This window comes from Frigidibacter sp. MR17.24, assembly GCF_037095655.1.
In the GTDB taxonomy this organism is placed as follows: domain Bacteria; phylum Pseudomonadota; class Alphaproteobacteria; order Rhodobacterales; family Rhodobacteraceae; genus Frigidibacter.
Genome location: NZ_JBAWKE010000001.1, coordinates 645,227 through 668,236, shown reverse-complemented (window position 1 = coordinate 668,236; position 23,010 = coordinate 645,227). Strand labels below are relative to the sequence as shown.

Annotated in this window: 22 protein-coding genes and 1 tRNA gene; 9 read left to right on the top strand and 14 right to left on the bottom strand. The window is 70.8% G+C overall.

Features of this window, described 5'->3' with window-relative positions; translation table 11 throughout:
* Positions 1-89: 89 nt before the first annotated feature.
* The 3 genes from rpsI to V8J39_RS03110 form a co-directional block, all read right to left on the bottom strand.
* Positions 90-575, bottom strand: a complete 486-nt coding sequence (gene rpsI / locus V8J39_RS03120; RefSeq protein WP_336459405.1) for a 30S ribosomal protein S9 — start codon at positions 573-575, stop codon at positions 90-92.
* A 2-nt stretch (positions 576-577) separates the two neighbouring features.
* Positions 578-1,042 (bottom strand): 50S ribosomal protein L13, encoded by a 465-nt coding sequence (rplM, locus tag V8J39_RS03115; protein WP_336459404.1) that lies wholly within the window; start codon positions 1,040-1,042, stop codon positions 578-580.
* A gap of 171 nt (positions 1,043-1,213) precedes the next feature.
* Positions 1,214-1,654, bottom strand: a complete 441-nt coding sequence (locus V8J39_RS03110) for a PaaI family thioesterase (protein WP_336459403.1) — start codon at positions 1,652-1,654, stop codon at positions 1,214-1,216.
* A gap of 70 nt (positions 1,655-1,724) precedes the next feature.
* Between V8J39_RS03110 and V8J39_RS03105 the strand changes: the two genes are divergently transcribed.
* From V8J39_RS03105 to gluQRS, 3 genes are all read left to right on the top strand, one after another.
* Complete coding sequence (locus V8J39_RS03105; RefSeq protein ID WP_336459402.1) at positions 1,725-2,531, top strand: enoyl-CoA hydratase; 807 nt, start codon at positions 1,725-1,727, stop codon at positions 2,529-2,531.
* Between the two features lie 108 nt (positions 2,532-2,639).
* Positions 2,640-3,977: a methylenetetrahydrofolate--tRNA-(uracil(54)-C(5))-methyltransferase (FADH(2)-oxidizing) TrmFO gene (gene trmFO, locus V8J39_RS03100; RefSeq protein WP_336459401.1), complete on the top strand. Its 1,338-nt coding sequence runs from the start codon at positions 2,640-2,642 to the stop codon at positions 3,975-3,977.
* On the top strand, positions 3,971-4,816 hold the full coding sequence (gluQRS, locus tag V8J39_RS03095) for a tRNA glutamyl-Q(34) synthetase GluQRS (RefSeq protein WP_336459400.1): 846 nt from the start codon (positions 3,971-3,973) through the stop codon (positions 4,814-4,816). Before trmFO ends, gluQRS begins: the two co-directional genes overlap by 7 nt.
* Here the strand turns inward: gluQRS and hisI are convergent.
* Entirely contained in the window at positions 4,813-5,217 is a 405-nt protein-coding gene (gene hisI / locus V8J39_RS03090; RefSeq protein ID WP_336459399.1) for a phosphoribosyl-AMP cyclohydrolase, read from the bottom strand. The genes gluQRS and hisI overlap by 4 nt on opposite strands.
* Before the next feature lie 155 nt (positions 5,218-5,372).
* On the opposite strand from hisI, the gene V8J39_RS03085 reads away from it, so the two are divergent.
* Complete coding sequence (locus V8J39_RS03085; RefSeq protein ID WP_336459398.1) at positions 5,373-5,834, top strand: iron-sulfur cluster assembly scaffold protein; 462 nt, start codon at positions 5,373-5,375, stop codon at positions 5,832-5,834.
* Positions 5,835-6,073: 239 nt separating this feature from the next.
* Here V8J39_RS03085 and V8J39_RS03080 read toward each other — a convergent pair whose 3' ends face one another.
* From V8J39_RS03080 to sciP, 5 genes are all read right to left on the bottom strand, one after another.
* On the bottom strand, positions 6,074-6,202 hold the full coding sequence (locus V8J39_RS03080; RefSeq protein WP_336459397.1) for a hypothetical protein: 129 nt from the start codon (positions 6,200-6,202) through the stop codon (positions 6,074-6,076).
* 157 nt (positions 6,203-6,359) lie between these two features.
* Entirely contained in the window at positions 6,360-8,432 is a 2,073-nt protein-coding gene (recG, locus tag V8J39_RS03075) for an ATP-dependent DNA helicase RecG (protein ID WP_336459396.1), read from the bottom strand.
* A gap of 122 nt (positions 8,433-8,554) precedes the next feature.
* Positions 8,555-11,071: an NAD-dependent DNA ligase LigA gene (gene ligA, locus V8J39_RS03070; protein ID WP_336459395.1), complete on the bottom strand. Its 2,517-nt coding sequence runs from the start codon at positions 11,069-11,071 to the stop codon at positions 8,555-8,557.
* 297 nt (positions 11,072-11,368) lie between these two features.
* Positions 11,369-12,082, bottom strand: coding sequence for a response regulator transcription factor CtrA (ctrA, locus tag V8J39_RS03065; RefSeq protein WP_336459394.1), 714 nt, complete (start codon positions 12,080-12,082; stop codon positions 11,369-11,371).
* 76 nt (positions 12,083-12,158) lie between these two features.
* On the bottom strand, positions 12,159-12,452 hold the full coding sequence (gene sciP / locus V8J39_RS03060) for a CtrA inhibitor SciP (protein ID WP_336459393.1): 294 nt from the start codon (positions 12,450-12,452) through the stop codon (positions 12,159-12,161).
* 169 nt (positions 12,453-12,621) lie between these two features.
* Here sciP and mnmA point away from each other — a divergent pair, with 169 nt between their 5' ends.
* Together mnmA and V8J39_RS03050 are read left to right on the top strand one after the other, a co-directional pair.
* Positions 12,622-13,761 (top strand): tRNA 2-thiouridine(34) synthase MnmA, encoded by a 1,140-nt coding sequence (gene mnmA, locus V8J39_RS03055; protein ID WP_336459392.1) that lies wholly within the window; start codon positions 12,622-12,624, stop codon positions 13,759-13,761.
* Positions 13,762-13,793: 32 nt separating this feature from the next.
* Positions 13,794-14,405, top strand: a complete 612-nt coding sequence (locus tag V8J39_RS03050) for a nucleotidyltransferase family protein (protein ID WP_442902561.1) — start codon at positions 13,794-13,796, stop codon at positions 14,403-14,405.
* Positions 14,406-14,632: 227 nt separating this feature from the next.
* Here V8J39_RS03050 and V8J39_RS03045 read toward each other — a convergent pair whose 3' ends face one another.
* Positions 14,633-15,526: a Hint domain-containing protein gene (locus tag V8J39_RS03045; RefSeq protein WP_336459390.1), complete on the bottom strand. Its 894-nt coding sequence runs from the start codon at positions 15,524-15,526 to the stop codon at positions 14,633-14,635.
* A 360-nt stretch (positions 15,527-15,886) separates the two neighbouring features.
* Entirely contained in the window at positions 15,887-18,592 is a 2,706-nt protein-coding gene (locus tag V8J39_RS03040; protein ID WP_336459389.1) for a Hint domain-containing protein, read from the bottom strand.
* Between the two features lie 834 nt (positions 18,593-19,426).
* Here V8J39_RS03040 and V8J39_RS03035 point away from each other — a divergent pair.
* Positions 19,427-19,510: transfer RNA gene (locus V8J39_RS03035), tRNA-Leu, on the top strand.
* Between the two features lie 81 nt (positions 19,511-19,591).
* Here V8J39_RS03035 and ypfJ read toward each other — a convergent pair.
* On the bottom strand, positions 19,592-20,470 hold the full coding sequence (gene ypfJ / locus V8J39_RS03030; RefSeq protein WP_336459388.1) for a KPN_02809 family neutral zinc metallopeptidase: 879 nt from the start codon (positions 20,468-20,470) through the stop codon (positions 19,592-19,594).
* A 176-nt stretch (positions 20,471-20,646) separates the two neighbouring features.
* On the opposite strand from ypfJ, the gene V8J39_RS03025 reads away from it, so the two are divergent.
* Both V8J39_RS03025 and V8J39_RS03020 read left to right on the top strand, forming a co-directional pair.
* Positions 20,647-21,225 (top strand): YqaA family protein, encoded by a 579-nt coding sequence (locus tag V8J39_RS03025; protein WP_336459387.1) that lies wholly within the window; start codon positions 20,647-20,649, stop codon positions 21,223-21,225.
* A 58-nt stretch (positions 21,226-21,283) separates the two neighbouring features.
* Positions 21,284-21,760 carry a disulfide bond formation protein B gene (locus V8J39_RS03020; RefSeq protein ID WP_336459386.1) on the top strand — a complete coding sequence of 159 codons (477 nt, stop codon included), beginning with the start codon at positions 21,284-21,286 and terminating at the stop codon, positions 21,758-21,760.
* Positions 21,761-21,817: 57 nt separating this feature from the next.
* Here V8J39_RS03020 and V8J39_RS03015 read toward each other — a convergent pair whose 3' ends face one another.
* Complete coding sequence (locus V8J39_RS03015) at positions 21,818-22,504, bottom strand: hypothetical protein (RefSeq protein WP_336459385.1); 687 nt, start codon at positions 22,502-22,504, stop codon at positions 21,818-21,820.
* 191 nt (positions 22,505-22,695) lie between these two features.
* The gene (locus V8J39_RS03010; protein ID WP_336459384.1) at positions 22,696-22,941 is read right to left on the bottom strand and encodes an usg protein; all 246 of its coding nucleotides are present in this window, start codon (positions 22,939-22,941) and stop codon (positions 22,696-22,698) included.
* Between the last annotated feature and the right edge of the window lie 69 nt (positions 22,942-23,010).

Here is a 23,010-nt window from a genome sequence, read left to right as displayed (position 1 = left end):
GATCCCCGGGGAACGACCTTAGGGAACGGGGCATGCGAAAAGGGGCGCGGATCGCTCCACGCCCCTTTCCAGACCTGTGATCCGACGGATCAGCGCTTCGAGAACTGGAAGCTGCGGCGGGCCTTGGCCTTGCCGTATTTCTTCCGTTCCACGACGCGGCTGTCACGGGTCAGGAAGCCGGCGGCTTTCAGGACCGAGCGCAGCGAGGGATCGTAAAGCTGCAGCGCCTTCGACACGCCGTGCTTCACCGCACCGGCCTGGCCCGAGAGGCCGCCGCCGGCGACGGTCGCGTAGATGTCGAACTGGCCTTCGGTGTTGGTCAGCTGGAACGGCTGGCGCAGGATCATCTGCAGCACCGGGCGGGCGAAGTAGACGTTCAGCTCGCGGCCGTTCACGGTGACCTTGCCCGAGCCGGGCTTGATCCAGACGCGGGCGACCGCGTCCTTGCGCTTGCCGGTGGCATAGGCGCGGCCCAGCGCGTCGCGCTGCGGCTCGCGGGCGGGGGCGGCCTCGGCGGCGACGGTGCCCGACACGACCGACTTCAGGTCGTCGAGGGTTTTGACTTCATCGGCCATGTTCAGGCGCTCCGCGTGTTCTTCGGATTGAGCGTTTTGACATCCAGCACGACGGGCTGCTGGGCCTCGTGCGGATGCGCGGCGCCGGCATAGACGCGCAGGTTCGACATCTGGGCGCGGCCCAGGCGGTTGCGCGAGATCATGCGCTCGACGGCCTTGATCACGACGCGCTCGGGGTGAGCGCCTTCCAGGATCTGGCGCGCGGTGCGGCTCTTGATCCCGCCCGGGTGGCCGGTGTGCCAGTAATAGGTCTTGTCGGCACGCTTGTTGCCGGTCATCTGCACCTTGTCGGCGTTGATGATGATGACGTTGTCGCCCATGTCCATGTGCGGCGTGAAGGTGGCCTTGTGCTTGCCACGAAGACGCATGGCGACGATCGAGGCGAGACGGCCCAGAACGACGCCCTCGGCGTCGATCAGGATCCATTTCTTGTCGATGTCCGCCGGGGTAGCGGTAAAGGTTTTCATCGGTCGGCCCTTTGGCTTCAGGTCTTGTCCAGGGGCAAGGGACGCTGGTCCCGGGGGCCCCGAATTCGGATGCGGGCTTATCCCGCAAGCCGCAGCGCCGGTCAAGGGCCATGCAGCCGGATTAATGAAGCCAAATCAACAACTTGCAAAATAGGTATCTTGATACCCCACTCATCCGGCCGCTTTCGGGGGGATCGAATAGGTCATCGAGGCCCGCGCCACCACCGCCTCGGCCCCGTCCGAGCGCACCAGCACGTCGCCCACGGCAAGGCTGCGGCCCAGCTTGAGGATCCGCACCTCGGCCAGCAGGTCGGCATCGGCGGCGGGCTTGCGCAGGAAGTCGATGCTGGCGCCGGTGGTCACGGCCAGCGCCACCGGGCCGATCCGCGCAAGGATGGCAAGGTAGATGCCCACGTCGGCCAGCGCGAAGATCGACGGGCCCGAGACGGTGCCGCCGGGGCGCAGATGCGCCTCGCGCACGCGCAGCCGCAAGACCAGCCCCTCGGCGGTGACGGACTCGATCGCGAAATCGCCCGCCACCTGGGGGAATGTCTCGGCCAGGAAGACGCCCAGCGACGTCGCGTCCATCTGCCCTGCCCGCTCTGCCGCCATGCTGACCTCCCGCTCCGTGGCGCCTAAGCTTCCCGGCGGACCCGGGGCCGGGTCAACCGGAGGAGATGCCATGGACGCCACGGAATCCACCCCGATCCTGCTGCGCGAGGACCTGCCCGGCGGGATCGCCCGGCTGACGCTGAACGCGCCGGGATCGCTGAACGCGCTGTCGGACGCGATGCTGGCGGCGCTCGCGGCCGAATTCGGGCGGCTGGCGGGGGCGCCCGAGACCCGGGTCGTGATCCTGCGCGGCGCCGGGCGGGCGTTCTGCGCCGGCCACGACCTGCGCGAGATGCAGGCGGCGCGCGCAGCACCCGACGGCGGCCGCGCGGCCTTTGCCGACCTCTTCGCGCGCTGCGCGGCGGTGATGCAGGCGATCCCCGCGCTGCCGCAGCCGGTCATCGCCGAGGTGCACGGCATCGCCACCGCCGCCGGCTGCCAGCTGGTGGCAAGCTGCGACATGGCGCTGGCGGCCGGGGATGCGCGCTTTGGCGTCAACGGCGTCAACATCGGGCTGTTCTGCTCGACCCCGATGGTGGCGCTGACCCGGGTGGTGCCGCGCAAGGCCGCCTTCGAGATGCTGACCACCGGCAGCTTCATCGATGCGGACCGCGCGGCGGGGCTGGGGCTGATCAACCGCGCCGTCGCCCCCGGGCGGCTGGAGGCCGAGACGCTGGCCCTGGCGCGGCAGGTGGCGGACAAGCTGTCGGGCGCGGTCAGGATCGGCAAGCGGCTGTTCTACGACCAGGCGCAGATGGGGCTTGCGGCGGCCTATGACCATGCCGGGGCGGCGATGGTCGAGAACATGCTGTGGCGTGATACCGACGAGGGGATCTGCGCCTTCCTGGAAAAGCGCGCGCCCGACTGGCCGCGCTGAAGGGGGCGCTGCCCCCGTCCCGTGCCGGGACTCCCCCGGGATATTTCCGCAAAGTCGAGGCGCAAGAGCGCGCTTCCGTTTCCGGGGGCGCGAGGGTATCTGGCGGGGATGGAAAAGCTACACATCATCGGCGGCGGCATGGCCGGGTCCGAGGCCGCCTGGCAGGCGGCGCGGATGGGCGTGCCGGTCGTGATCCACGAGATGCGGCCGAAGGTCGGCACCTTCGCGCATCGCACCGGCAACCTGGCCGAGATGGTCTGTTCGAACTCGTTCCGCTCGGACGACCACGAGCAGAACGCGGTCGGCCTGCTGCACTGGGAAATGCGCGCCGCGGGCGGGCTGATCATGGAGATGGCCGCGCGCCACCGCCTGCCGGCAGGCGGTGCCCTGGCCGTAGATCGCGATCCATTTTCAGAAAGCGTGACCAATGCCTTGCGCGAACATCCTCTGATTTCGATCGAGGATGGCGAGATCGCCGATCTGCCCCGCGACGGGCACTGGATCATCGCCACCGGCCCGCTGACCTCGGGCGCGCTCGCCGCCGCGATCCGCGCCGAGACCGGCGCCGACAGCCTTGCGTTCTTCGACGCCATCGCCCCGATCGTCTACGCCGAGAGCGTCGACATGTCGGTGGCCTGGATGCAGTCGCGCTATGACAAGGGCGAGACCGAGGAAGAGCGCACCGCCTACATGAACTGCCCGATGACCAAGGCCGAGTACGAGGCCTTCATCGACGCGTTGCTGGCGGCCGAGAAGACCGAGTTCCACGAGGGCGAGACCGCGGGCTATTTCGACGGCTGCCTGCCGATCGAGGTGATGGCCGAGCGCGGACGCGAGACGCTGCGCTTTGGGCCGATGAAGCCGATCGGGCTGACCAACGCGCATGACCCGGGCGTGAAGCCTTATGCGGTGGTTCAGCTTCGCCGTGATAACGCATTGGGTACACTGTATAATATCGTCGGGTTCCAGACGAAGATGAAGTACGGTGCCCAGACCGAGGTGCTGCGGATGATCCCGGGCCTGCGCGAGGCGCGCTTTGCCCGGCTGGGTGGCATCCACCGCAACACCTTCCTCAATTCGCCGACGCTGCTCGACGACCGGCTGCGGCTGCGCACGCGGCCAACCTTGCGCTTCGCGGGCCAGGTCACCGGCGTCGAGGGCTATGTCGAGAGCGCCGCGATGGGGCTGCTCGCCGGCCGGATGGCGGCGATGGAGATCCTTGGCCGCGACCTGCCGCCGCCGCCGCCCGAGACGGCGATGGGCGCGCTGGTCACCCACATCACCGGCGGCGCCGAGGCGAAGACCTTCCAGCCGATGAACGTCAATTTCGGCCTGTTCCCGCCCGTCGAGGCCAAGGGCGGGCGCCGCGGCCGCAAGGACCGCTACCGCGCCTATACCGACCGCGCGAAGGAACTGTTCCAGCAATGGCTTGCGGGGCAATGCTGAAGCGGACCCGCTTCGCGCCCTCGCCGACCGGCCCGCTGCATCTGGGCCATGCCTATGCCGCGCTGGTCGCGGCCGGTCGCGCCGATCCGGGGCAGTTCCTGCTGCGGATCGAGGACCTGGACGCCGAACGGTCGAAGCCGCAGTGGGAAGGCGCGATCTACGACGACCTCGGTTGGCTGGGCCTTGACTGGCAGCGGCCGGTGCTGCGCCAGTCCGAACGCCGCGACGCCTATCAGGACGCGCTTGGGCGGCTCGTCGCGATGGGTCTCTGCTATCCCTGCAGCTGCAGCCGCGCCGACATCCGCGCCGCGCTGTCCGCCCCGCAGGAAGGCGCGCCGGCCATCGGCCCCGACGGCCCGGTCTATCCCGGCACCTGCCGCCACCGCCGGATGGCCGAGGCCGGGCCCTCGGACGCGATCCGTCTCGACATGCGGGCGGCGATTGATCGGGTCGGCGCGCGGATGCCGCGGTTCCAGGAAGCCGGGCCGACCCATGCCGGTCTTCACATTCTGGATAAGGACCATATGATAAGCGACGTTGGAGATGTGGTTTTATCTCGGCGCGTGATCGGCCCTGCCTATCACCTTGCCGTCACGGTCGACGACGCCTTCCAGCAGATTTCCGAGGTGACCCGCGGCGAGGACCTGTTCGAAGCGACGCGGATCCACGTCCTGCTGCAACAGTTGCTGGGAGTGCCGACCCCGGCCTATTTCCACCACCCGCTGATCCGCGATCCCGCCGGACGGCGCCTGGCGAAGCGGGACGATGCCCGGGCGCTGTCGCTGTACCGGGCCGAGGGCCTCACGCCGCGCGACATAAAGGCGAAGATCGGCCTTTAAGTCTTCATTACATCGAGAATTTCGACCTCACTTCCATCGCGGAGCGCCGTGTAGAAGCAGCTGCGCCGATGGGTGTGACAGGCGGGGCCAGTCTGATCGACCAGCAGCAACAGGCAATCGCGATCGCAATCGACCCGAAGTTCCACCAGCCGCTGGACATGGCCCGAGGTGTCGCCCTTGCGCCAGAACGAATTTCTCGATCTGGACCAATAGACTACGATACCTTCCTGAAGCGTTCTCTCAATGGATGCGCGCGACATCCAGGCCATCATCAGCACCTCGCCGCCGGCGTGGTCCTGCGCGATCGCCGGGATGAGGCCGCGGTCGTCGAACCGCAGGCTGTCGAGATCGAGGCCGGCGAAGGAACCGGCCCCGGTCGGGCTGTCGGGAGTGCGGCTCATCAGGCACCTTTGCATGGGATTTCGCGGCCCCTATGTATATCCGGCACGCGGCGGGGACCAGCCCCGCCCGGCACCAACGCGCCAGCCACGCGCCGCCAACGCGCCCCGGTTCACGACGCGATCGGCGACAGCACTCGGACCGCACGGAGACGACAATGAGCGAAGACCTGATGAAGCTCTATTCGGAACGGATCCTCGCGCTCGCGGCCGATATCCCCCACCTTGGCCAGCTCGACGCGGCGCAGGGACGCGCACGCCGGCGCTCGCCGCTCTGCGGCTCGACCGTGACGGCGGAGGTGGTGCTTCGGGACGGCCGCGTCGCCGAATTCGCGCAGGATGTGAAGGCCTGCGCGCTGGGCCAGGCCTCGGCCGCGATCGCGGGCGCGGCGATCCCGGGCCGCGACCGGGCCGAGATCGAGGCCGCGCGCGATGCCCTGGCGGCGATGCTGAAGGCCGGCGGCCCGGTGCCGGCCGCCCCGTTCGACGGCTATGAAGCGCTGCTGCCGGCGCGCGACTACCGCAACCGCCATGCCTCGATCCTGCTGGCGCTCGAGGCGGCGGCGGACGCGATCGCCGCCGCAGAGACCGCGGTGCCCGCCGCCGGCACCGGCAGCTGAACCATCGCGATCACCGGCGGCCAAGGCCCGGCGGTGACGGCATGGGACGCTGGAAGAAAGGGCCGCCGCGCGTCCTTGGACGGCGGCGGCAGGTGGCGCGTGTTCCGGTCTCCGGGTTGGCCGGGGTGCGGACCCGGCTGGGACAGGCTGGCTGCGGCGGGTTGGGGACCACCGCGCCCCCGGCGGAAGCGGCGCGAGGCAATCGGCCGAGGCGGGACGGGCCCGGGCCGAAAGAGAAATCAGATCCAGCCAAGCGACGGAAGTTGCAGGAAGATCAACAGGCTGCCCATCAGGGCTGCCCCGCCGACCAAATCGCGCAGAAAGGTCGGTTCGCTGCGGCGGATCAGGGCGATCATATCGTCGAACATCGTGGCCTCCGGGCTTGTGTTTCCACTTTGTTCTCATCTTCCGCGGATCAAGTAAAGAACTTTTTAAGAACAAAACGGGATTACTGGTCACGGGAGGTATCCGATGACCCTTTGGCTGCTGTGTCTTGTCGTGATCCTGTGCGCGCGCCTGCCGCGGTCAGCCGACGGTCATCAGCCGCAGCGCGCGGTCCTGTTCCATCAGCCACAGCAGCACCCGCGCCGCCCGGCCCCGCGCGCCGGTCAGGTCGGGGTCCTGCGTCAGCAGCAGGCGGGCATCGCTGCGCGCCGTCTCCATCAGCCCGGCCTGCCGTTCGAGGTCGGCGATGCGGAACCGCGGCACGCCCGATTGCGCGGTGCCGATCACGTCACCGGCCCCCCGCATCGCCAGGTCTTCCTCGGCGATCCGGAAGCCGTCTTCGGTCTCGCGCAGCAATTGCAGGCGGCGCCCGGCGGTCTGCGACAGCGGCGCCTGGTAGAGAAGCAGGCAGGTCGAGGCGGCGCTGCCGCGCCCGACCCGGCCGCGCAGCTGGTGCAGCTGCGCGAGGCCGAAGGTCTCGGCCCGCTCGATCACCATGATCGAGGCGGCAGGCACGTTGACGCCGACCTCGATCACCGTCGTCGCCACCAGCACCCGGGCGCGGCCGGCGACGAAATCGGCCATCGCGGCGTCCTTCTCGGCCGGGGGCATCTGGCCATGGACCAGCGCCACCACGCCCTCGCCGAAGGTCGCGCGCAGGTCGCGGAAGCGCTCGCTCGCGGCGGCGAGGTCCGAGGTCTCGCTCTCCTCGACCAGCGGGCAGACCCAATAGGCCTGCCGGCCCTCGGCGATGGCCCGGCCGAGATGGGCGACGACCTCGCCGATGCGGTCGTCGGGCAGCACCCGGGTCTGCACCGGCAGCCGTCCCGGCGGCTTCTCGTCAAGCAGGCTGACCTCCATGTCGCCGTACTGCGCCAGCGCGAGGCTGCGCGGGATCGGGGTGGCGGTCATCACCAGCACGTCGACGCCCGCCCCCTTGGCGCCCAGCTCCATCCGCTGGGTGACGCCGAAGCGGTGCTGTTCGTCGATGACCGCCAGGCGCAGGTCGCGAAACACCACGTCGGCCTGGAACACGGCATGGGTGCCGATCAGGATCGCGATCGCGCCCGATGCGAGGGCTTCGAGCTTGGCGGCGCGGGCGGCGCCCTTGTCGCGGCCGGTCAGGATCTCGACCCGCAGACCCGCGCTTTCGGCGAGCGGGGCCAGTGCCTCGAGATGCTGGCGGGCGAGGATCTCGGTCGGGGCCATCAGCACGCCCTGCCCGCCGGCCTCGACCGCGATGCAGAGCGCGAGGAAGGCCACCAGCGTCTTGCCGGCGCCGACATCGCCCTGCAGCAGCCGGTTCATCCGCCGGTCCGAGGCCATGTCGGCGGCGATCTCGGACATGGCGCGGCTTTGGGCGCCGGTGGGCGCATAGGGCAAGGCGGCCAGCACCTGGCGCGAGAGCCGGTCGGTCGCCCGGCTGGGGCGGCCCGGCTGGCGGCGCGCGCGGGCCCGCGCCAGGGCCAGGGTCAGCTGGTGGGCGAAAAGCTCGTCATAGGCCAGGCGCGCGCGGGCCGGCGCAGCGGGCGAAAGCGCCTCCTGCCCCCGGGGGTGATGCGCGGCGGCGAGCGCCTCGTGCCAGCGCGGCCAGCCCTCGCGGGTGACGAGCGCGGGATCGATCCACTCGGCAAGCTCGGGCACACGCTCCAGCGCCGCCTGCGCGGCCCGCCCCATCTGGCGCTGCGCGAGCCCGGCGGTGAGCGGATAGACCGGCTCCCAGTCGGGCAGGTCGATCGCGGCTTCCGGCGGCAGGATCAGGTCGGGATGGGTGATCTGGATCCGGCCGTCGAACAGGTCGATCTTGCCCGAGACGATCCGGCGTTCGCCCGGCGGCAGCTGCTGCTTCAGCCAGTCGCCCTTGGCGCGGAAGAACACCAGCGTGAAAGCGCATTCGGCGTCCTGAACCTCGACCCGGGTCGGCCCGCCGCGCCGCATCGATGGCAGGTGACGGCCGACGGTGACCTCGACCGTCGCCGCGGCGGGCGGCACGAGGCCCTGGACGGTCGGGCGCAGCCGGCGATCGACAAGCTGCAGCGGCAGCGTCAGCAACAGGTCGCGAGGGCGCGTGATGTCCAGCGCGGCCAACAGCTTGGCGGTCTTCGGGCCGACGCCTGCCAAATCCTCGATCGCCGCGAACAGCGGGAACAGCACCGGCGGGCGCCCGGTGCCGCGCGCGCCCGCCGGCCGCTCGCCGGTCGGCGTCCCGGAGGGGGCCGTGTCCGGCGCCGCAGTCTCGGGCGGCCTGTGCGGCAGATCCCCGGGCCCCGCGCCCGTCACCCCGCGCCCCCGATCAGCGCCAGCCAGGCATCCTCGTCGATCACCTCGATCCCGAGGGCCGCCGCCTTCGTGGCCTTGGAGCCGGCGCCGGGCCCGGCGACGAGGATGTCGGTCTTCGCCGAGACCGAGCCCGCGACCTTGGCGCCAAGCGCCTCGGCCCGGGCCTTGGCCTCGGACCGGCTCATCCGTTCGAGCGTGCCGGTGAAGACCAGCGTCTTGCCGGCGATCGCGCTGTCGGCAGTGACCGGCGCGGCCGGCGCCTCGATGTCGAGCAGCGCGGCGAGGCGGTCGAATTCCGCGCGCTCGGCCGGGTTGGCGAAGCCGTCGGACAGCGCCAGCGCCAGGACCGGGCCGATACCCTCGGTGCCGGTGAGATCGGCCCAGGCCTGTTCGGCCGCGGCGGGGATCTCGCCGCGCGCGGCGGCGCGCGCCTCGGCCAGCCGCGGGCGGCGACCCTCGGCCGCGGCACGCTGGCGTTCCTGCTGCTCGGCGGCCTCGCCGGCGCGCCAGGCCAGGGCAGCGGGGCGCGCGAGGTCGAGGCTGTCGGTCAGCCGCGGCCAGGCGCCGTAGTGACGGGCGAGATCGCTTGCCGCGACCTCGCCGACATGGCGGATGCCGAGCGCGAAGATCAGCCGGCCAAGCCCGATCCGGCGCCGCTCGGCGATGGCGGCAAAGAGGTTCGCGGCGCTGCGCGCGCCCCAGCCGGGGATCTCGGCGAGCGGGGTGGACGACAGGTCTTGGAACTGGGCGCGCGCCTGCGCCGCCTCGATGGGCAGCGACAGGCCGAGCGCCTCGGCGAGTGCCGCGCGGGCCGCGCCGGGACCCGAGGGGGCGGTCAGCGCCTCGGCCTCCTCGTGCTCGGCGTCCGATCCGGCGGCCCCGGATCCGCCAGCCTCGCCGGCAGGCGGCGCGGTGGGCGACCCTGCCGGGTCGGCATCGGCGGCGTCGAAGACGGCGAGGACCTCGTCGGTTCCGGGCAGCGCCTTGGCGCCGGCGGCGTCACGCTCGGCCAGGGTGAAGATGTCGGAGGGGCGGCGCAGCCAGCCGAGGCGGTAGAAGCGCTCGACCTGCCGGGCGCCCAGCCCCTCGATGTCGAAGGCCGCGCGCGAGACGAAATGCTTCAGCTTCTCGACCGCCTGCGCCGGGCAGATCAGCCCGCCCGAGCAGCGGCGCACGGAATCGCCGGGCTCGCGGATCGCGGGCGAGCCGCAGACCGGGCAGGTCTCGGGGAAGACGAAGGGCGCGGTGCCGGCGGGGCGCGCGGGCAGGTCGACATCGGCGATCTTCGGGATCACGTCGCCGGCGCGGTAGACCTGCACGCGGTCGCCGGGGCGGATGTCCTTGCCGCCGCGGATCTCGGCGCCGCGGGAATCGCGACCGGCGATGTAATCCTCGTTGTGCAGCGTGGCGTTCGAGACGACGACGCCGCCGACGGTGACCGGCACCAGCCGCGCCACCGGCGAAAGCGCGCCGGTGCGCCCGACCTGGATGTCGATCGCCTCGAGCCGGGTCCAGGCAAGCTCGGCCGGGAACTTGTGCGCCAGCGCCCAGCGCGGCGTGGTCGCGCGAAAGCCCAGCCGCTCTTGCAGGGCGAGGTCGTCGACCTTGTAGACGACGCCGTCGATGTCATAGCCGAGCGCGGCGCGGTCGGTCTCGATCGCGTGGTACTGCGCCAGCATCTCGGCGGTGGTCGTGCACAGCCGGGTCAGCGGGTTGGTGGCGAAGCCCAGCGCGGCGAGACGGGCGATGGCGCCCGACTGGGTCGGGGCCAGCGGCTGGTCCAGCTCGCCCCAGGCATAGGCGAAGAAGCGCAGCGGCCGGGCGGCGGTGATCGCGGCGTCGAGCTGGCGCAGCGAGCCGGCGGCGGCATTGCGCGGATTGGCGAAGGTCTTCGCCCCGGCCGCGGCCTGCCGGGCATTCAGCGCGGCGAAATCGCCATGGCCCATGTAGACCTCGCCGCGGACCTCGACCACGCCCGGCGCATCGATGCGGTCCGGAATGTCGGCGATGGTGCGGGCATTGGCGGTCACGTTCTCGCCGGTGGTGCCGTCGCCCCGGGTCGCCGCCTGCACCAGCACCCCGTCCTCGTAGCGCAGCGACAGCGACAGCCCGTCGATCTTCGGCTCGGCGGTGAAGGCCAGCGGCGCCTCGGGCGCAAGGGTCAGGAAGCGCCGGATCCGGGCGGCGAATTCGGCGATCTCGTCATCCTCGAACGCGTTCCCGAGGCTCATCATCCGGCGGGCGTGGGTGACCTTGGCGAAGGTCTCGGACGGCGCGGCGCCGACCTGCGCGGTCGGGCTGTCGGCGCGCGCAAGCTCGGGGAAGGCCGCCTCGAGCGCGACCAGCCGGCTCTTGAGCGCGTCGTACTCGGCATCCGAGATCTCGGGCGCATCCTCGGCGTGATAGGCGGTGTTGGCGCGCGAGACCTTGGCGGCGACGCGCTGCCACTCCGCGGCGGCCGCAGCCGCGTCGAGGGTTTCGATCGCCGCTGTGGCGTCAGTTTCCGCGGCCATCGGCCCCTCCGCACCCGTCACCGGCTAGCATGCCGGCCCGGGTGCAGTCTTAGGCAAGCGGGGGGCGGATTTCCAGCCACCCCGACGCCCCGCGCAGATTCCACGCGGCGCGACAGGCGCGCCGCCGGGCCGTGGCAGGGCCGCGCCCTGCCCGCCCCTTCGCCGGCAGTCTGGCACCCGGTCTGGCCGGCAGACCGGGCCACGGGCCCGGCCCCTGAGCCGAAGCCCGAACGTGCCCCCGAGCCAAACCCCGAGCCAAGTCCCAAGCCGAACGCCGAGCCGAGGCTGGCCCCGCGCTCAGGCGCGCATCGCGACGCGCTGGTCCTGCTCGCCCGGCATCGGGTCGCGCAGCACGTAGCCGCGGCCCCAGACCGTCTCGATATAGGTCTCGCCCCCGGTGGCCTCGGCCAGCTTCTTGCGCAGCTTGCAGATGAAGACGTCGATGATCTTCAGCTCGGGCTCGTCCATGCCGCCGTAGAGATGGTTGAGGAACATCTCCTTGGTCAGCGTGGTGCCCTTTCGCAGGCTCAGAAGCTCCAGCATCTGGTATTCCTTGCCGGTCAGGTGCACGCCCTTGCCATCGACCTCGACGGTCTTGGCATCGAGGTTGACCGAGATCCGGCCGGTGCGGATCACCGACTGGGCATGGCCCTTGGACCGGCGGATGATCGCGTGGATCCGGGCGATCAGCTCTTCCCGGTGGAAGGGCTTGGTCATGTAGTCGTCGGCGCCGAAGCCGAAGCCCTTGAGCTTGGCGTCGGTGTCGTCGGCCCCGGTCAGAATCAGGATCGGGGTCGAGATCCGGGCGAGACGCAGCTGGCGCAGCACCTCGAGACCCGACATGTCGGGCAGGTTGAGATCCAGAAGGATCAGGTCGTAATCGTAGAGCTTGGCGAGATCGATCCCCTCTTCGCCGAGATCCGTGCAATACACGTTGAGATTGGCGTGCGTCAGCATCAGCTCGATGCTGCGTGACGTGGTGGGATCGTCTTCCACCAAAAGAATTCGCATCGAACCGTCCCCCTGGTTAACCGCTGTCACACCGATGCTCGGGCCAAATGGTTAAACGCCCGTTACCCGATGCACGCTAACACGGATCAATCCGGGGTTGTCTAAATTTCTGCAGGCTTGTCACCTTCAGCGCGGTCATCCCGTGGCCGGCCACCGCGGCGCGCCATTCGCCGAATTCCTCGGTCGTGAGCGCGTAACGCTCGAGCGCTTCCGTCTCGGTCAGAAGGCCGGCCTCGACCGCGCGCACGACGCAGTACTTGCGGCTGGCCACCCATCGCCGCGTCTCGGGCGGCGGCAGGTCCGCCCGCGTCAGGATCGTTCCGTCATCCAATGTCACGGCCCTGGGACCATCCACCTTCTTGAGATACATCGGTTCCCCCTTCGCACCCCCAAGTCACCCGGTCCCGAGGCTTGGCCAAAAGCCCTTAAAGTGCGGTGAAGGGTCGGGGTTGTGACTGCGGGGCTTTTTCCTATATTCCGCCCCGATCCCATCCCTTCGCTCCGGGGCCTTGACCCCCGGCAACGAACGAGGCCAGCCCATGCTCGACGCCCATCCCCTGAATTCGCTCGGTTTTGCCAAGCCCCCCGCCCAGACCCGAGTCGTCGTGGCGATGTCGGGCGGCGTCGACAGCTCGGTCGTGGCGGCGATGCTGAAGGACGAGGGCTATGACGTCGTCGGCGTCACGCTGCAGCTTTACGACCATGGCGCGGCGCTGGCCAAGAAGGGCGCCTGCTGCGCGGGCCGCGACATCCACGACGCGCGCCGGGTGGCCGAGACGATGGGCTTTCCGCATTACGTGCTGGATTACGAGAACACCTTCCGCGAGGCGGTGATCGAGGAATTCGCCGATGCCTATCTGGGCGGCGCCACGCCGGTGCCGTGCATCCGCTGCAACGAGCGGGTGAAGTTCAAGGACCTGCTGGCCACGGCCAGGGAGCTGGACGCCGACTGCATGGCGACGGGCCATTACATCCAGCGCGTCGTCGGCGCCGGCGGGCCCGAGCTGCACTGCGCGGCCGATGCCAACCGCGACCAGAGCTATTTCCTGTTCTCGACCACGCCCGAACAGCTCGACTACCTGCGCTTCCCGCTGGGGCATCTGGCCAGCAAGGCCGAGACCCGGGCGCTGGCGGCGAAATACGGGCTGCCGGTCGCCGACAAGCCCGACAGCCAGGACATCTGCTTCGTGCCCGACGGCAACTATGCCGCGGTGATCGAGAAGCTGCGCCCCGGCGCCGGCCAGCCGGGCGAGATCGTGCATCTCGACGGCCGGGTGCTGGGCGGGCACCGGGGCGTGATCCACTACACGATCGGCCAGCGCCGGGGCCTCGGGATCGGCGGGGTGGCCGAGCCGCTCTATGTCGTCCGGCTCGACCCCGAGAGCCGGCAGGTGATCGTCGGGCCGAAATCGGCGCTCGCCACCCGCACCGTGCCGATCCGCGAGATCAACTGGCTGGGCGATGAGGCCCTGACCGCGCGGGACGAGTGGCAGGTCAACGTGCGCATCCGCTCGACCCGGCCGCCGCGGCCCGCGGTGATCCGCCCGGTCTCGGCCACCGAGGCCGAGGTCGAGCTGCTGGACCCCGAGGAAGGCGTCAGCCCCGGGCAGGCCTGCGTGTTCTACGATCCCGAGAGCCCGCGGATCCTGGGCGGCGGCTGGATCTGGAAGGGGCGCTGAGCGTGACGGCGCCGGGCGTGACGGCGCCGAGCGTGACGGGGGCGGCCTCGGTGCTGATCTGCGCCGCGGGGGCCGCGTCGCGGATGCGCGGCGGCGACAAGATCCTTGAACCGGTGGCGGGGGTGCCGTTGCTGGCGCGGCTGGCCGCGGCGGCGCGGGCCTCGGGCGCGGTGGTGCGGGTGACGCTGCCGCCGGCGGGCGCGCTGCGCCACGACCGGCGGGCGGCGGCGCTGGCCGGGCTGGGCGTGGTGACGTTGCCGGTGGCGGACGCCGACGAGGGCATGGCGGCCTCGCTGCGCGCGGGGGCGCGGGCGGCGCGGGCGGCGGGCGAGGACGGGCTGCTGGTGGTGCTGGGCGACATGCCCGAGATCGAGGCCGGCGACATCGCCGCGCTGCTGGCGGCGGCGGCGGCGGCGCCCGGGCGGGTGATCCGGGCGGCGACGGCCACGGGGCGGGCCGGCCACCCGGTGCTGTTCCCGGCGCGGCTGCTGCCGGCGCTGGAACGGCTGCGCGGCGACCGCGGCGCGCGCGAGGTGCTCGCGGGCGAGGCGGCGGAGCTGGTGGCGCTGGCGGGCGAGCGCGCGGTCACCGATCTCGACACGCCCGAGGACTGGGCCCGCTGGCGCGCCGCCACCGGGGGGTGATCATCCGGTCGCCGTGCACGGGGGCTGCGCGTCGGGTGGCCCGGCACCTCGCCCGCCTGACGGGCTTCGCCCGGACCCATGAGCCGTTGCCGCAGGGCGCAGGCGGGCCAATGCATCCGGCCCGGCCCGTGACCGCGACTGCCCTTCCGGACCGGTTCCTGCGGGTCGCGCAGGCTTGCCCCGGATGACGGCCGGCCGGCGCGGTCCGCCTTTGGCCGCGGGCGGGGTCAGGCGCCGGCGAGGGGACGGCAGAGGGCGGTGGCGGTGGCGGCCGGGGCGGCGCCATCGGGACCCGAGCCGAGGCAGGCATATCCCAGCGGGTCCGGCCCGAGGCTTTCCGACCAGTGCCCCCCCGCCGCGACAAGGTGGTGACCGTCCAGCAACAGGTGCACATAGGCCAGCCGCCCGGCCTCGGCCCGGGCGACGCCGGGATGGTCGGTCAGGCTGCGCGCGGGGGTGAGCGACTCGCCCCCCGGGCCGCCGGTCAGCACGAGGTGGTTGCCCGAGACCGCCATCCGGCCCGACCAGCCGTCGACGCCCGGCAGCGCCGGGCCGAGCGCGCCGGCCGCGATGTGGACGGGGCGCAGTTCGGGCAGCAGGGCGGTCGCCTGCCAGCCGAACTCGCGCCGCCCCGCCCAGAGGATCGGCTGCATCCCGGCGTCGCGGGTCTGCAGCCGGTCGCCGGGCCGCAGCGTCCCGGCCGCGCGCCAGCCGCGGTCGGTCAGCAGCGGGCAATCGGCGGTGAAACAGGGCAGAACCCGAGCGAGATCGGCGAGCGAGACGGTGGCGCCGCGCGGTCCCTCGGCCTGTTCGGCAAGCGCGAGGCCCGCGTCGCCGCCGTCGCCAAGCTGCAGCAGCGCCTCGGGCCCGCCGGACGGGTGGGCCGGATGGTCCGCGCCGTCGTCGGCGCCGTGACCGGCGCCGTAACCGCCGGCGAGGGCGTTGAGCAGGCGGGCCGCCGGATGCGCCTCGACCCCCGAGAGGATCCGGCGCCCGCGCTGCGGCACGGGGTCGAGCATCGACAGCCCCGCGAGGGGCCGGCCGTCGGACGCGGGAGTGCCGGGAGCGGGGGTGCCGGGGTCCTGGCCCGTCCAGTCCCGCGGGCTGTCGTATCGCGCCATCGCGTGCCTCCATGCCGACACGGGCCGGACCGTCCGAACCCGGGCGTCCCCTCACAACCCCCGGTGGCGACAATACGCGCGCAATTCCCCTGTCGCAAATGGAATCATACTTATTAAATCGTTAAACGTCCTGCCCCGTGGCGCGGCGGCGACAGGCGCCGGGCCCGGTGGGGACTGGCGGGGACCGGTGGCGCAGCAAGGACGAAAAATCCGGGGTCGCCTGGGGGCGCCCCGGATCGCGGGCCCGAAGGCCCGGCTGCACAGATCCCCCGCTGCCCGGGGGATGTCGCGGGGTGCGGGCCGGCGCACCGCCCCCCCCTTGTCGGATCTGCCCGGGTCCGCGCGCGGCCCGGACCCGGATCAGAAGGTCAGCAGCGCGGCTTCGTGGCGCTTCAGCGTCTTGCGGGCCGCGGTGTAGGACTTGATGCCCTGGGCGGTCTGCAGTTCGGGGAACAGCTCGAAGATCTCGCTGCGCTGGGCGTTGCCGATGCCGGCCAGCGAATGGTCGCCGGGCTGGAAGCTTTCGGTCCAGGCGCCGTTGGCCAGAACCACCTCGTGCTGGTCGAACATGAAGTGGATGTAGGTCACGCCGAGCGCCTCGACCCGCGACACGCCGCTGCCGTTGACCAGGTGCTTGGCCGAGACCAGCACCTCGTGCTCGTCGAAATACAGCGCGGTGCGGTCGTTGGCGACCAGCATGCGGTGGTTCGGCGAGACCAGCATGTCGCGCTCGGGCAGGCCGTTGCCGAGCGAGCCGGCGCGGATCAGCACCGGGCGCAGGTGCGCGGCGCCCGACAGCTGGCCGTAGTCCAGGGTCTTCTTGCCCAGCCAGGCGATCTCGCGGATGCCGTTGTCGCGGGTGATGACCTTGTCGCCAACCTGCAGTTCCTCGACCAGGCGCTCGCCCTTGGGCGTCGCGATCGCGGTGCCGGGGGTGAAGCAGGGCACGATCTTCTCGATTTCCTCGAAGTCCAGCTTGCCCGCGGCGTTGCCGTCCTTGTCGAAGAAGTCGACATAGCCGTTCCAGCCGTTGCCGTTCGAGTCGACGCTGGTCTTGTGCACGACGAACGAGCCGCCCTCGGGCGCCGAGTTGGTCAGGTCGAGCGTGTCGAAGTCGATGCCGCCGGCGCCGCCGTCGACGAAGTCGCCCGCGCCTTCGCCCTTGCCGATGACGAAGATATCCTTGTCGTCGCCGCCGTACATCTTGTCGGCCCCGGCGCCGCCGATCAGCGAGTCGTTGCCCTGGCCGCCCTTGAGCGTGTCGTTGCCGGCATCGCCATAGAGCGTGTCGTCATCGACGCCGCCGTCGAGATAGTCGTGGCCGTCGCCGCCGTAGATCAGGTCGTTGTCGTCCTGGCCGAAGACGGTGTCGTTGCCTGCGCCGGCGTGGATCTCGTCGCGGGCGTTGTTGGTCAGCTTGTCGCCGTCGGCATCGGGGATGTTCACCAGGTCGGTGTCCGGGCCCATGCCGCCATAGATCAGGTCGTCGCCGGCGCCCGACCAGATCGTGTCGTTGCCTTCGCCGCCGATGATCGTGTCGTTGCCCTTGCCGGTGACGACGAGGTCGTCATCGAAGCCCGCGTCGACATAGTTGTTGCCGTCGCCGGCATAGATCGTGTCGTCGTCGTCGCCGGTGAAGATCGTGTCGTTGCCGGCGCCGGTCTGGACGTAGTCGCGATCGTTGTTCGGATCGGTGTCGCCCGAGAAATAGGGCTCGTAGCCCTGGTCGGGGCGGCCGGTGTCACCCGAGACGATCTTGTTGTTGCCGTCGCCGGTGATGATGCGGTCGCTGCCGTCGCCGCCGGTGATGGTGTTGTTGCCGTTGCCGGCCAGGATCGTGTCGTTGCCCGTGCCGCCGTCGATCGAGTTCGCGCCGTTGCCGACCACGACCTTGTCGTCGCCCGCGCCGCCCGAGACGGTGTTGGCGCCGTCGCCGGCCACGATCTTGTCGTTGCCCTCGCCGCCCTTGAGCAGGTTGTTGCCGCTGCCGCCGTCGAGCGTGTCGTTGCCCTTGCCGCCCAGCAGCGTGTCGTTGCCGGCCTCGCCGTAGATGACGTCGTCGCCGTCACCGCCGTCGAGGTAGTCGTCGCCCGGCACCGGCGCGGCGGTGTCGAAGAACATGTCCGAGATCACGACGGCGCTGTCGCCATAGCCGACGTTGGTGTGGATCACCTCGATCCGGGCGACCGGGCCGGCGATCTCGACATGCAGCGTGTTCGAGGCGGCGGTCGGCGAGACGGCGCAGGTGTATTTCGAGGTCGCGGTGTCGACGCCGGCGAGGCTGTCGGTGTCGGTCAGCGCGAGGTTCGAGCCGCCGGTGAGCGACACGGTGATCAGTTTGCCGGACGCGTCATAGGCGCGGATCGTGACCTGGCCCTTGTTGGCGTCGATGTCCGAGATGTTGAACTGGACGTGCTCGGCCGGGGTCTCGAAGCCGAACTTGTAGGTCGCGCTTTCACCCTTCTCGGCATAGGACTGCAGGCCCGAGTGGCTGCTGACCGTCTCGGTGCCGCCGTTCAGGCCGTCGACGTTGTTGCCGTTGGTGGTGAAGCTCGAGTCGACGCCCTTCGAGGTCCAGAAGTAGCGGCAGCTGTCCGGGATCTCGACCGTGACCTTGTTGTCGCCGGTGTCCTGGACGATCGTGCGGCCCGACATGTCCTCGTAGTTGTCGACGGTATCGCCCTTGTAGGAGATGCAGCTGTCCGACACCTGCGACCAGTTGAACGATTCACGGCCCGCGGCTTCCGACGGGTCGCTGTCGCCATAGATCGTGTCGTTGCCGTTGCCGCCGTAGACGACGTCGTTGCCGGAGCCGGCATAGACCTTGTCGTTGCCTTCGCCCGACGCGACGGTGTCGTTGCCGCGGCCGGCATAGACGATGTCGTCGTTCTTGGCCTGGCCCGAGAGGATCGCGTCCTCGTGGTCGATCTTATCGCCGTCCGGATCACCGGTGTAATAGTAGTTGATCAGGTCATTGCCGGCGGTGCCCTCGACGATGCCGTCACGGTTGTCCGTGGTCTGGCCGTCGTTGCAGTCCTTGCTGGTCGTGGTGGTCGTCCAGGTCATTGTCGCACCATATCCTGTCTCGGGCCGGCAATTGTCCGGCAGGTCTCGTTACATGCTCTGGAGGGGACCAGAGCGGGGTCCTTGGCGCGCTGGGCGCCGGACCGACCTGCCGGTGGACTGGTGGGCTGTGCGGATCTCGTGGGAGGAAGGTGGCCTGCCCCCGTCCGGAAGCGGCCCGCACCGGCCGCAGCGGCCCGATGCCCATTTCTCGTCACAAACCCGCGCCTAGAGCGCCTACCAGTTACCGACCGCCCCCACGGTCGTTTCCCTTGCGGGACGAGGTGATGAATACATACGCTGCAGCGCCGAACAAGGTATAACAGCCGTTAACGATAGGCATTTTCGGTCAGGCTGGCGGCCAACTACTCGTATTAATTGTGTTCCGCCGACCGCAATCGTGGATAACGTTTCTCTAACACCGGCAAAGCCCTTTGCGCCGCGGCGGCGGAGGGGCTGCAAACTCCCAAAAAATTGAGGTTTTGTTAGCCAACCCGCCGCGGCCGGCGCAGGCATTGTCTTCGCTGCGCGATCAAAACCGGGCCGGACCGGCCGCTGCGGGCGCGAGGAAATGTGGCGCCACTATGGCAGGCACTCCAACGATCGCTGCGGCAACAAATTCGCCATATCGCGAATATTGTTCACCAATCCGGCGCATCGCGGCGGCGCGGCGATTCGAATTCGCCCGACTCCGGCCAGCGCAAGACAAATTTCAACCCTGACGCGAGGTATGCGGCGCCCCCGCCCGGCCCGCGCTGCGGCATCTTGCCAAGAGCCCCGCCCATGCCGTACGTCGCAAGGACCGGTTGCGGCGCATTGCCCGCCGCCGGTCGCGCTGCGGGCGTGGTGGAATGGTAGACACACGGCACTCAAAATGCTGCGGCCTTGGCCTTGGGGGTTCGAGTCCCCCCGCCCGTACCAGTCGCCCATGAAAAGGGGCGCGACCCGGCGGTCGCGCCCCTTTCGCATCTCTGGCCGCCCCGGGGGCGGATCGGCGCGCCGTCAGAGATCGGTCGCGCGGAACGTGTCGCAGGCGTTCATGTCGCCGCTGTCATAGCCCTCGGCGAACCAGCGCTGGCGCTGCTCGGAGGTGCCGTGGGTAAAGCTCTCGGGCATCGGCACCCGGCCGGCGTTGCGCATCAGCGTGTCGTCGCCGATCCGCGCCGCGGCATCCAGCGCCTCCTGAATGTCGCCGGGATCGAGCGCGCCGAACCGGTCCTCGGCCGCCTTGGCCCAGACGCCCGAGAGGCAGTCGGCCTGAAGCTCGGTCATCACCGAGATGCGGTTGCCCTCCTCGGTGCCGACGCGGCGGCGCGCCTCCATCGTCTGCGACAGGATCCCCAGTTCGTCCTGCACATGGTGCGCGACCTCGTGCGCGACGACATAGGCAAAGGCGAAGTCGCCGCGCGCGCCAAGCTCGCTCTGCATCGTCGCGAAGAAGGCGGTGTCGAGATAGACCTTGCCGTCGACCGGGCAGTAGAACGGCCCCGTGGCGCCCGAGGCATTGCCGCAGGACGACGGCGTGACCTGACTGAACAGCACCAGCGTCACCGGCGTGTAGTCGAGGCCGTTGGCGCGGAAGATCTCCTGCCAGACCTCCTCGGTGTCGGCGAGGGTGACCGAGACGAACTCGCCCGCGTCGCGTTCGGCCTGGCTCAGCTCGCGCGGGGCGGCGGACTGGCCCGCGGGCGCGCCCGCCCCCTCGAGCATCGGCGTCACGTCGACGCCGAGGAACCAGCCGATCAGCACGATCGCGATCAGCCCGAAGCCGCCGACCTGCACCCCGCCCCGCCCGAGGCCGCCGCCGCCGCGCCCCAGCCGCGGGCCGCTGCCGCGGCGATCCTCGATATGCGCGCTGCCGCGCCGGCCCTGCCATCTCATCGCATTCCCCCCTCGACCCGAGGTCGCACCCATCCGCACCGCTCACGGACAGTTGAGCCTGAAACCGCCCGGCGGGCCAGCGGTTCCCGCGCGCGCGGCGCGATTGCGCCCCGCCCGCCCTTGCCGCGGACCGACCGGCACGGCATTGTCGCGCCGACGCTCTGCCGGGGACAACGATGATCAGACGCCTTTACGACTGGACGCTGCGCCTGGCCGGGACCCGGCATGCCAACAAGGCGCTGGCGGGGGTGGCCTTCGCCGAAAGCTCGTTCTTCCCGCTGCCGCCCGACCTGCTGCTGATCCCGATGGTCATCGCCCGGCGCGACCGCGCCTTCGTCATCGCCGCCATCGCCACCGTCGCCTCGGTGGTGGGGGGGCTGTTCGGCTACCTGATCGGCTGGGGGCTGATGGATGCCGTCGGCCGGCCGGTGCTGGAATTCTACGGCAAGGGCGGCGATTTCGAGACGCTGGCCGCGCAGTTCAACGAACTTGGCTTCTGGGCGGTGCTGATCGCGGGGGTGACGCCGTTCCCCTACAAGGTGATCACGATCTTCTCGGGCGCGACCGGGCTCAGCCTGCCGCTGTTCATCCTGGTGTCGATCTTCGCGCGCGCGCTGCGCTTCTTCATCGTGGCGGGGCTGTTGTGGAAGTGGGGCCCGCCGATGCGCGACTTCATCGAGCGCCGGCTGGGGCTGGTGTTCACCGCCTTCTGCCTGGCGCTGGTGGCGGGCTTCGCCGCGATCCGGCTGATGTGAGCGCCGGACCCGGCGGCCTGCCCGCCGGCCTGCGACGACGACGATGAAAGTGACGACCATGACCGCTTCCCCCTCCCGCACCCCTGCCCGCGCGCCCGCGCTGCTCGCCGCGCTCGGCTCGGCGCTGATGGTCGCCGGCGCCTTCGGCTTTCAGGCCGCGGGCTATCCGCCCTGCCACCTGTGCTGGCTGCAGCGCTATCCGCATTTCGTCGCCGCGGCGCTGGGCCTCGTGCTGCTGGTGGTGCCGTCGCGCTGGATCATGGCGCTGGGCGGGCTTGCGGCGCTGACGACCGCGGGGCTGGGGCTTTACCACACCGGGGTCGAGCAGGGCTGGTGGCAGGGGCCGACCTCGTGCACCTCGACCGGGATCGGCGGGCTGTCGGTCGACGACCTGATGGCGCAGATCAACGCGGCGCCGCTGGTGCAGTGCGACGTGGTGCAGTGGCAGCTGCTCGGGCTGTCGATGGCCAGCTGGAACGCGCTGTTGTCGCTGGGGCTCGCGGCGCTGTGGCTGGTGGCCTTCCGCCGGTCCTGACACCGGTCCTGACACCCGACCTGACGCGGCATCTGCCCTCGCGCCTGCCGCCGCGCCTCAGTGCCGCAGCCGGCTGAGCGCCTGGTTCAGATCCGCCTTCACCCGCGTCGCCGCCTCGGCCGTCAGCCCGCCGGCGATCACCTGCCGCTTGCCGCCCACCGGCAGCACCGTCACCAGGTAGGACCGCTCGAGGAAGGTCGAGCGCAGTGCCGGCAGCCGCGCGACGCCGGCCCCGCCCGGCAGCGGCAGGTCGGCCAGCACCGGCGTGCCGTCGGTCACCGTCACCCCCAGCCCACCGCTGCGCGCGCTGCCGAAGCCCAGGATCCGGTCGAGCGGCAGCCGCAGTTCCGCCGTCTCGAGCCCGTCGAGCGACAGCGAGATCCGCGACGGGCGGCGATAGCGCCCGCCGGCGGCCAGGCTGAAGATCCCCACCGCCATCGGCCAGAGCGCGAGGAAGAAGGCCAGCACCGTCGATGTCAGGAAGGCCGCGACCAGCGTGGCGCCGCCCGCCACCACCAGCGCCGCACCGCGCCGGGACGAGCGCGCGGGCCGGATCGCCACCATCGCGCTGCCGTCGGGCGCGACGCTCGTCACCACGGCGGGCACCGGGCCGTGGCGCAGCGCCGCCAGGCTGTTGCGCCACCACAACCGGCGCGAGCTGAGCCACAGCGCCGCGCCGATCAGCGCCAGGTGCAGCGCCAGCAATATCCACACGACAAGATCTGCCGACAGGCCTTCGGCCATGACGTTCCCCGCGAACACTCGTTACACACAAGGTGAAGCGTCCGACGGAGCGCCCGCGCGATCAAGCGAAATCTATGGCCCGGCCTCGCCCGTGGCGCCGGATGCCGCGCCCTTGGGCAGCGCCAACCCCGCCCATGTGCCTGACGCCCGGCCCGCCCGGCGCCTGCCCGGTGGGGCGCGCGTGCGCGCGCTCAGTTCAGGCGGAACTCGCCCACGACATTGCGCCATTCGCCTGGCCCGATCAGCTTGCGATGCGAGAAGCGCACCGAGTGCAGCGGCCCTTCGATCTCGCGCTGCCAGAACTCGATGAAGCCGAACAGCCGCGGATGGTCGGGCGCAAGGTCGTAGTCCTGCCAGATGAAGCTGTTGAGCACCGAGGGGTAGTCCGGCATCCGGTAGTAGAATTCCGCCACCGTCAGCCCGTAGCCCTGCAGCATCAGCTGCACCTCGCCCGGGCGGTCGGCGCCGGCCCGCGCCCGCCCCTCCGGCCCCGCTTCCGGGCCCCG

Excerpts from the sequence above, each read along its gene's own strand:
- rpsI (WP_336459405.1), bottom strand. The coding sequence starts at position 575 with ATGGCCGATGAAGTCAAAACCCTCGACGACCTGAAGTCGGTCGTGTCG.
- rplM (WP_336459404.1), bottom strand. The coding sequence starts at position 1,042 with ATGAAAACCTTTACCGCTACCCCGGCGGACATCGACAAGAAATGGATC.
- V8J39_RS03110 (WP_336459403.1), bottom strand. The coding sequence starts at position 1,654 with ATGGCGGCAGAGCGGGCAGGGCAGATGGACGCGACGTCGCTGGGCGTC.
- V8J39_RS03105 (WP_336459402.1), top strand. The coding sequence starts at position 1,725 with ATGGACGCCACGGAATCCACCCCGATCCTGCTGCGCGAGGACCTGCCC.
- trmFO (WP_336459401.1), top strand. The coding sequence starts at position 2,640 with ATGGAAAAGCTACACATCATCGGCGGCGGCATGGCCGGGTCCGAGGCC.
- gluQRS (WP_336459400.1), top strand. The coding sequence starts at position 3,971 with ATGCTGAAGCGGACCCGCTTCGCGCCCTCGCCGACCGGCCCGCTGCAT.
- hisI (WP_336459399.1), bottom strand. The coding sequence starts at position 5,217 with ATGAGCCGCACTCCCGACAGCCCGACCGGGGCCGGTTCCTTCGCCGGC.
- V8J39_RS03085 (WP_336459398.1), top strand. The coding sequence starts at position 5,373 with ATGAGCGAAGACCTGATGAAGCTCTATTCGGAACGGATCCTCGCGCTC.
- V8J39_RS03080 (WP_336459397.1), bottom strand. The coding sequence starts at position 6,202 with ATGTTCGACGATATGATCGCCCTGATCCGCCGCAGCGAACCGACCTTT.
- ligA (WP_336459395.1), bottom strand. The coding sequence starts at position 11,071 with ATGGCCGCGGAAACTGACGCCACAGCGGCGATCGAAACCCTCGACGCG.
- ctrA (WP_336459394.1), bottom strand. The coding sequence starts at position 12,082 with ATGCGAATTCTTTTGGTGGAAGACGATCCCACCACGTCACGCAGCATC.
- sciP (WP_336459393.1), bottom strand. The coding sequence starts at position 12,452 with ATGTATCTCAAGAAGGTGGATGGTCCCAGGGCCGTGACATTGGATGAC.
- mnmA (WP_336459392.1), top strand. The coding sequence starts at position 12,622 with ATGCTCGACGCCCATCCCCTGAATTCGCTCGGTTTTGCCAAGCCCCCC.
- V8J39_RS03045 (WP_336459390.1), bottom strand. The coding sequence starts at position 15,526 with ATGGCGCGATACGACAGCCCGCGGGACTGGACGGGCCAGGACCCCGGC.
- V8J39_RS03040 (WP_336459389.1), bottom strand. The coding sequence starts at position 18,592 with ATGACCTGGACGACCACCACGACCAGCAAGGACTGCAACGACGGCCAG.
- ypfJ (WP_336459388.1), bottom strand. The coding sequence starts at position 20,470 with ATGAGATGGCAGGGCCGGCGCGGCAGCGCGCATATCGAGGATCGCCGC.
- V8J39_RS03025 (WP_336459387.1), top strand. The coding sequence starts at position 20,647 with ATGATCAGACGCCTTTACGACTGGACGCTGCGCCTGGCCGGGACCCGG.
- V8J39_RS03020 (WP_336459386.1), top strand. The coding sequence starts at position 21,284 with ATGACCGCTTCCCCCTCCCGCACCCCTGCCCGCGCGCCCGCGCTGCTC.
- V8J39_RS03015 (WP_336459385.1), bottom strand. The coding sequence starts at position 22,504 with ATGGCCGAAGGCCTGTCGGCAGATCTTGTCGTGTGGATATTGCTGGCG.
- V8J39_RS03010 (WP_336459384.1), bottom strand. The coding sequence starts at position 22,941 with ATGCTGCAGGGCTACGGGCTGACGGTGGCGGAATTCTACTACCGGATG.